The following is a 7,413-nucleotide window of genomic DNA, read 5'->3' on the forward strand; positions in this document are numbered from 1 at the left end:
ACCTGACCAGTTACCCTGGAACAAGCCACTGAAGTACCAGCTGATCGCGGACGCGGGCTTCAACTTCTACCAGCAGGCCATCGGTGTGCGTAAGGACAAGCTCGCCGCCCTGAAGCCCTGCCTGACCAAGCTCATCCCGATCATGCAGCAGGGAATCGTCGACTTCGCGGCGAGCCCCGACGCGACGAACAAGCTGATCCTGAACCTGGTCGACAAGTACAACAACGGCTGGGTCTACACCGAGGGTGTCGCCCAGTACGCGGTGACCACGATGAAATCCCTCGGCATCATCTCCAACGGTGCGAACAGCACCCTCGGCGACTTCGACAACGCCCGCCTGCAGAAGCTCATCGAGATCCTCGACCCGATCTACAAGGCGCAGAACAAGCCGATCGCGGCCAATCTGAAGCCGTCCGATCTGGCCGACGGCAGCTTCGTCGACCCGAAGATCGGCCTGGGTTCCTGACCCCGTAGCGGACACGACCGGAAGGCGGAGCGCCACGATGTCGGACTCGACCCTCGCGGCATCGCGGGGTGGTCTCGACGGTGGGGCCGGGCGGCGTGCGCTGCCCGGCTTCGACCGGGCCCGCCTCCCCACCGACGTCACCCCCCTGGACCCGGCGGTACTCGACGCGCTCGCCGCCGAGCTCACCGCCCGGTGCGGCGCCGACACGGTGCGCCGCGACGAGGCGTCCCGGCGGTCGGCGTCCGCCGACTGGGCGCACATGAGTCCCGTGCTCACCCCGCTGCTACCTGGTGGGGTCGCCGACCTGGTCGTGCGGCCCGCCGACGCAGGCGGGATCGCCGCCGCCGTCGGGGCCGCGCACCGCCACCGGGTGCCGGTGACCGTGCGCGGTCAGGGCACCGGCAACTACGGCCAGGGCATCCCGCTGCACGGCGGGCTGGTCCTGGACACCTCCGCCGCCAGCCGCATCCTCACCGTCGAGGACGGCTGGCTCACCGCCGAAGCCGGCGCCTCGTTCGTCCTGATGGAGAAGGCCGCCGCGGCCCCCGGGCAGGAACTCGCGATCCTGCCGTCCACCGTGGGCAGCACGATCGGCGGTTTCATCGCCGGCGGTTCGGGCGGCACCGGCAGCATCGCCAACGGCGCCATCTGGGACGGCTACCTGCGCAGCCTGCTCGTCGTCCCCTGCACCGACGACGCGACGCCGGTGGCCGTGCCCTACCCGGAGAACACCGTGCACGCGCACGGTTTCGGTGTGTGCGGTGTGCTGGCCACCGCCACGGTGGCCCTGCGCCCGGCCCGCCGCTGGACGGGCCTGTTCACCTCGTTCCCCACCCTGTCCGGCGCGGTGGCCGCCGGCGAGGAGCTGTTCGAGCTGACCCCCACCCCACGACTGCTGTCCCTGGACGAGGCCGGCATCGTCGCCACCTACCGTCCCCTCGACGACGCGCTGCCCGCCGACCGGGTGAGCCTGCGCGGCATCGTCACCGAGGAGAGCGTCGACGCCGCCGCCGACGTGGTGCGCCGCCACGGTGGACGGGTCGACGCGGTGCGCCCCAAAGGACCCGCGCACATCGCGTCGCTGTCCTACAACCACACCACCTACCGTGTGCGCAAACTGCGCCCCGAACTCACTCACCTGCAGTGCATGGGCCCGGGCCTGACCCGACGCCGCGACGAGGTCGCCGCACTCGCCCCCGAATCCCTCATCCACCTGGAGGGATTCCGCACCGACCACGGCCGCGACTGGGTGAGCATGCTGTTCCTGCGCTACGACGGCCCCGACGACCTGTACGCCCGGATGGAACGCCTCGCCGACGTCGAGGTCCACGTCGACGACCCGCACACCTGGGAACTGCACCACGGCCGCCTCGACGCCGTCCGCGCCGCCGCCGCCCGCTTCGACCCCGACGGCCTGCTCAACCCCGGCAAACTCCCACCCCCACGACCCTGAACCACCGCCTTCGGACAAACGCCGATGGGCGTCGCCGGATAGTCGGCATGGGCGGGTCTGCCGCGATGTGTGACGGTGGCACACTGATCGGGTGGCAGGCGGGGGCAGCGCACACGACATGACCGGTTCCGCTGTGGGCTGGGATTTTTTCGTCTCGTACACGGCGGCAGACCGCGAGTGGGCGGAGTGGATTTCCTGGCAGCTCGAAGACGCCGACTACCGCGTCCTCGTCCAGGCATGGGACTTCGTCGCCGGCTCCAACTGGCAGATCCGCATGCAACAAGGCGTCCAACACGCCCGGCGCACCATCGCCGTGCTCTCCCACGCCTACCTGACCTCGATCTACGGACAGGCGGAATGGCAGGCCGCGCAGGCCGCCGACCCCCACGGCTTCGAACGCAAACTCCTACCCGTACGCGTGGAGGACTGCCCACGGCCGGGCCTGCTCGGCGCCGTCGTCTCCATCGACCTGTTCCACCAGGACGCCGACAAAGCCAGCCGGCACCTGCTCGACCACGTCCGCCACGCCCTCACCGGACGGGCCAACCCCACCACCCCACCCGGCTTCCCCGTACGCCGACTCACGACGCCCAGTCACGAACCAGCGTTCCCCACCGGCACTGATGCCGTCCCGCACGACCGCCAGGGCCTTGAGAACGTACTCGATCAACAACGCCGGACTCTCGGCCCCGACCACCCCCACACCCTCGCCACCGCCCACAACCTCGGGTTCAGCCTGAACGGGCTGGGTGAGCACAGCGCGGCACGCACCCTGCTCGAAGACACCCACACCCGCCGACGCGCCACCCTCGGCCCCGACCACCCCCACACCCTCACCGCCGCCAGCTGGCTCAAGTGGACCTTGAACCAACTCGAAAAACTGCCCTCTGAGCCGCGGCGGTCGCACAGAAGGCGAAGGGCATCGGATGGCCAGTGAGACTGGCATATCTGCGCAGTAGCGCTCTCATACGCCTCGTCGAGCAAGTAGACCTGCTGTCTCGCGAATCGCTGGCAGTCCAACCAGGTCAGCATCGCCATGAGCGACCAGTTCCTCGACGCCGCCCTCCGAGACGCTTACCTCGCCCGCGACGTCGTCACCGCCCGGGCTGGCACGGCTCTCACCACGACTTGCAGGTCCCAGCAGACGAGCGATCTGCCATCGTCCGGATCGGTGGAGTGTCGCTGCGGCGCCGCCGCGGGCTGGCGGGTCACCATCGGCCAGGTGGGCAGCTGGTGGCGCGACGACCTCGGACGTGCGATGTCCGCGCTGGTCGCGCTGCTGTCGGCCGCGGCCTTCACCGTCGTCGGCGCACCTGCCTCCGCACCCGCCGCTGTGACCGCCTCCGTTTCCGCGTCCGTCCCGGCCTCGGCGGGCGCGGGGATGTTCGGGGTGCCGTTCGAGGTGTTTTCGGGTCATGGGCCGGGGTCGGTGGCGTTGGGCGACCTGCGTGGTGACGGTCGGACCGACATCATCACGGTCAACCTCGGCGACGCGACCGTCGCGGTGCTGCTCGCCGACGGGCATGGCGCGTTCGGGCCCCCGCAGCTCTATCCCACCGGGCCTGGCCCGTCCGGGCTGGCCACCGGGGATCTCAACGGCGACGGTACGGTGGATCTGGCCGTGTCCAACCAGTACAACGCCACGGTGACGGTGCTGCTCGGACGTGGGGACGGAACGTTCGGCGTGCCGGTGGCCTACCCGACTGGATCAGGGCCGTCCGGTGTGGTCATCGGTGACCTGACCGGGCGGGGGACGGCTGACCTGGCCGTCTCCGATCAGTTCGACGGGACGGTGGCCGTCCTGCTCGGCCGTGGTGATGGCACGTTCGGGCCGCCACGGCTCCTGCCGGCCGGGCTAGGGCCGTCCGCGCTGGCGGTGGACCGTCTCAACGACGACGACTGGTCCGATCTGGCGGTGACCAATGTCGCGGACGGCACGGTCGTCGTGCTCGCCGGTGCCGGCGACGGTCGGTTCGGGGCGCCGCGGCCCTACCTGACGGGGCCGGGGCCGTCCTCGGTGAGCACCGGGGATGTCACCGGGGACGCGCGGGCCGACCTGTTGGTGACCAACGCCGGCGATGCCACGGTGAGCGTCCTACCGGCTACCAGCCATGGCACGTTCGGGGCAGGCTGGTCCTATCTGACCGGCCCCGGACCGTCCTCGGTGACCCTGGGTGATGTCACGGGGGATGGGGTGGATGACCTCGCTGTCGCCAATGCCGGCAACGCCACCGTCTCCGTTCTCGTGGGTCGGGGCGACAGCAGTTTCGCGCCGCAGCGGATCTACCCGGCGGGGCCCGCGCCGGCCTCGCTGGCGGAGGGCGATCTGACCGGCCGCGGTGGCACCGATCTGGCCGTCGCGAACGGCCGCGGCAGCACCGTCTCCATCCTCCCGGCCGGGGTGGGTGTGGGCCAGCGGCGCCCGACCTGTGACGCACACCCCGGATCACCGGATATCTCCTGGTAGCGGGCGTTTGGCCGATACTCTGGCCGCGCCATCCGCATTGTGCGGATGCACCATCCAGCGGTGTGCCTCCGGTCCGGCGGCCGCGACATGGGCGCGTGGTTCTGTTTCGCGCGCCCGTCAACGCGGAGGAAGACGTCGATGAGTTGTACTGCCAGCCGGTCCGGGGCGCGGGCACAGGGTGCGAGCGGGAGGTCACCGAGACCACGGCGGGGGCGGGGACGGCGGCGCGGCGCGCTGGTGGCGGCGGCGCTGACGGGAGTTATGGCACTGGTGGCCGCCGGCTGCGGCGGGTCGACCGACGGTGCGAGCGCCGGTGCGCAGGCCAGCCCGTCCACCTCGGCGACACCACACACGGTGACCGACTCGACGGGTGCGGCGGTGCGGGTACCCGGGGTGGTCAACCGGATCGCCGACTCGTGGCCGGCGCACAACGAGGTCGTCCAGATGCTCGGCGGCGGCGACAAGATCGTCGCGACGGTGCTGACGCCGGCCTCGGTACCGTGGCTCTACACGATCAGCCCGAAGATCCGCCAGGCGAAGACCGTGTTCACCACGACGACGGCGAACACCGAGGAGCTGCTGAAGACCCGTCCCGACGTGTTGTTCAACAACGCGGGCACCCAGGTCGGCTCGAAGACGTCCCAGGTGGGCATTCCCACCCTGCAACTGAGCTTCCAGACCTTTGACGGGTTGAAGAAGGTCGTCAACACCACCGCGGATGTTCTCGGACCCGAGGCGAAGGCCCAGGCCGCGCGCTACAACACCTATCTGGACGGCAAACTCGCCGCCGTCCGGGCGAAGACGACGCCGATCGCGGCCGACCAGCGGCCCAAGGTGCTGCACATCTACTCGCTGAACCCGCTGGTCGTCGACGGCACCAACAGCATCATCGACGAGTGGATCACCGCCGCCGGTGGTCGTAACGCCGCCGAGGTCAAGGGCAACGCCCGGCAGGTGACCAAGGAGGCCGTCGCCAGCTGGAATCCGGACGTCATCATTCTGGCCAGCAGCGCGTTCACCGGTAACGACACCGGCGCGCAGACCCTGGAGAAACTGACCACGGACCCGTTCTGGAGCAACCAGCCGGCCGTGCGCAACCACAAGGCGTACATCAACCCGACCGGGGGCTGGCACTGGGACCGTTACGGCATCGAGGAAGCCCTGCAGATCCAGTGGGCGGCGAAGACCCTGCACCCCGAACTGTTCACCGATCTCGACATCGTCGCGGAGACAAAGTCCTTCTTCCGCGACTTCCTGCATTTCACCCTGACCGATGACCAGGCCACCCGCATCGTCAACGCCCAGGACCCCGCGTAGGCAGCACCGCCGGTGCTGGTGTCAGGGCGGTTCGCTACGCCCCGACACCAGCACCATCCACTCCGACGTCAGCGTCGGCGCCGGCATCAACGGCGGCGGCCTCGGCGATGCCGCTGGTCTCGGCCACCTCGTCGGCACCGCCGCTCTCCCAGCCGGCGCCGGGCGCGGCGGAACCCGCGGGGATCACCCCGATGGCGAGCCCGGCCAGGGCCGCCGACAGCAGGAACCCGGCCGTGTAGTCGGTGGCGCCGACCAGCCATCCGACCGCTGCCGGTGCCAGCGATCCGACCACGTTCTGCCCGGTGTTCTGCACCCCCAGCGCCCGGCCCGCCCACAGCGGCCCGGCCCGGCCCGTTCCGCGATGGCGGTGAAGGACAGGCCGTTGGTGCTCGCCGTCAGCCCGCAGGCCGCCACCAGCAACAGATCACTCACCGCGGACGGACGTAGCGCCGCCAGCCCCAGCGCCACGAGCAGCACCCCCGTGGCCGCGGCCAGCTGGCGCATCGGCCGCAGCCGACTGCCGACCCGGTCCGACCACACGCCCGTGCCGATCCGGCTCGCCGCCCCCAGCGCCTGCCCCAGCGCCATCACCTGCCCGGCGGACGTGGCCGACCAGCCCCGCACGTCCACCAGGAACAGCAGGCCGAAGGCGCTGATGGTGAACTGCGGCCACACCAGCAGCGCGCTCGCGCCGTGGATGCGCCACAGCACCGCCCCACGGTAGGGGTTCACCGCCCGTCCACCGCCCGGGCCCGCGGCCGTGGCCACCGGACGCGGCGGGTCGACGACCAGCAGCCCCGCCGTGACGGCGACCGCCGCCATCATCGCGGCGAGCACCAGCACCGTGGTCCGTAGCCCGAACCGTTCGGCCAACGGCGGCACCAGCAGCGCGGCGATGCCCATCCCCAGCGGCGTCGAGATCTGCCGGACCCCCATCGCCAGGCCCCGCTCACGGCGCGAGAACCAGCCCATCACCACCCGTCCGCTGGCCGCGAACACCGACGCGCCCGCCGCCCCCGCCAGCACGAACACCACCCCGAGCGCCACCGCCCCGTGGGTGAACCGCACCCCGCACAACAGCAGCGCCGACAGCAGCAGACCCCCGCCGAGCACCAGCCGCTCGCCGTAGCGGTCGGCCAGCGCACCCCACCCGACCAGCGCCAGGACCAGCCCCAGCGTCGGAGCACCGACGACCAGCCCGGCCTGGGCCAGCGACAGCCGCTCGCCGTCCCGCAACTGCGGCACCAGATACGGGACGCCATAGACGAAGGCACACGCCACCGTCTGCGATCCGGTCCCCAGCACCAGCATCAGCCAGCGCCGCCGCCCCGGATCCGACGGCCCCGGCCCCGGCCGCTCCGACTGGCCCGGCTCCGACTGGCCCGAACCGCGTGCCATGCCGCGCCCCACGGCCACCACCTTCTCACATTATGAGATTCACCATCTCCTATCTGAGACGATAGCCGCACCGGACGGCGTGACACCCGCCGATTCACCGTGCTGTGATCCGTCGAACCACCTCCACCTCCACTCCCGCTCCCCCGCCACGACAGCACCGCGCTCCCCCGCCACGACAGCACCGCGCTCCCCCGCCACGACAGCACCGCGCCCAATGTCACGCTCTGCGACGGCCGCGACGGGGGTCGCGGATGTGCCAGGTGAAAACGGGTCGTAGTGGGGGCGTTCGTGTCCGATATGCCCCCCACGGCG

Annotated in this window: 6 protein-coding genes and 1 pseudogene; 5 read left to right on the top strand and 2 right to left on the bottom strand. The window is 71.0% G+C overall.

All coding sequences use genetic code 11. From position 1 onward, the window contains the following. The 5 genes and pseudogenes from G6R24_RS16130 to G6R24_RS16150 form a co-directional block, all read left to right on the top strand. Positions 1 to 466, top strand: a pseudogene (locus G6R24_RS16130) (ABC transporter substrate-binding protein); the annotation flags it as partial. A gap of 37 nt (positions 467 to 503) precedes the next feature. Continuing rightward, the gene (locus tag G6R24_RS16135; protein ID WP_163550068.1) at positions 504 to 1,919 is read left to right on the top strand and encodes an FAD-binding oxidoreductase; all 1,416 of its coding nucleotides are present in this window, start codon (positions 504 to 506) and stop codon (positions 1,917 to 1,919) included. 118 nt (positions 1,920 to 2,037) lie between these two features. Next, positions 2,038 to 2,856 (top strand): toll/interleukin-1 receptor domain-containing protein, encoded by an 819-nt coding sequence (locus G6R24_RS16140; RefSeq protein WP_163550069.1) that lies wholly within the window; start codon positions 2,038 to 2,040, stop codon positions 2,854 to 2,856. 99 nt (positions 2,857 to 2,955) lie between these two features. Beyond that, positions 2,956 to 4,386 carry an FG-GAP repeat domain-containing protein gene (locus tag G6R24_RS16145; RefSeq protein ID WP_163550070.1) on the top strand — a complete coding sequence of 477 codons (1,431 nt, stop codon included), beginning with the start codon at positions 2,956 to 2,958 and terminating at the stop codon, positions 4,384 to 4,386. 261 nt (positions 4,387 to 4,647) lie between these two features. Beyond that, positions 4,648 to 5,703, top strand: coding sequence for an ABC transporter substrate-binding protein (locus tag G6R24_RS16150; RefSeq protein WP_163550071.1), 1,056 nt, complete (start codon positions 4,648 to 4,650; stop codon positions 5,701 to 5,703). A gap of 34 nt (positions 5,704 to 5,737) precedes the next feature. On the opposite strand, the gene G6R24_RS22590 is transcribed toward G6R24_RS16150, so the two are convergent. Together G6R24_RS22590 and G6R24_RS16155 are read right to left on the bottom strand one after the other, a co-directional pair. Beyond that, a complete protein-coding gene (locus tag G6R24_RS22590) occupies positions 5,738 to 5,890 on the bottom strand; it encodes a hypothetical protein (RefSeq protein ID WP_217465684.1) in 153 nt (50 codons plus the stop codon). Next, entirely contained in the window at positions 5,887 to 7,113 is a 1,227-nt protein-coding gene (locus G6R24_RS16155) for an MFS transporter (RefSeq protein WP_217465683.1), read from the bottom strand. The genes G6R24_RS22590 and G6R24_RS16155 overlap by 4 nt, the downstream gene beginning before the upstream one ends. Positions 7,114 to 7,413 lie beyond the last annotated feature (300 nt).

This window comes from Candidatus Frankia nodulisporulans (assembly GCF_902806475.1).
Taxonomy (GTDB): domain Bacteria; phylum Actinomycetota; class Actinomycetes; order Frankiales; family Frankiaceae; genus Frankia; species Frankia umida.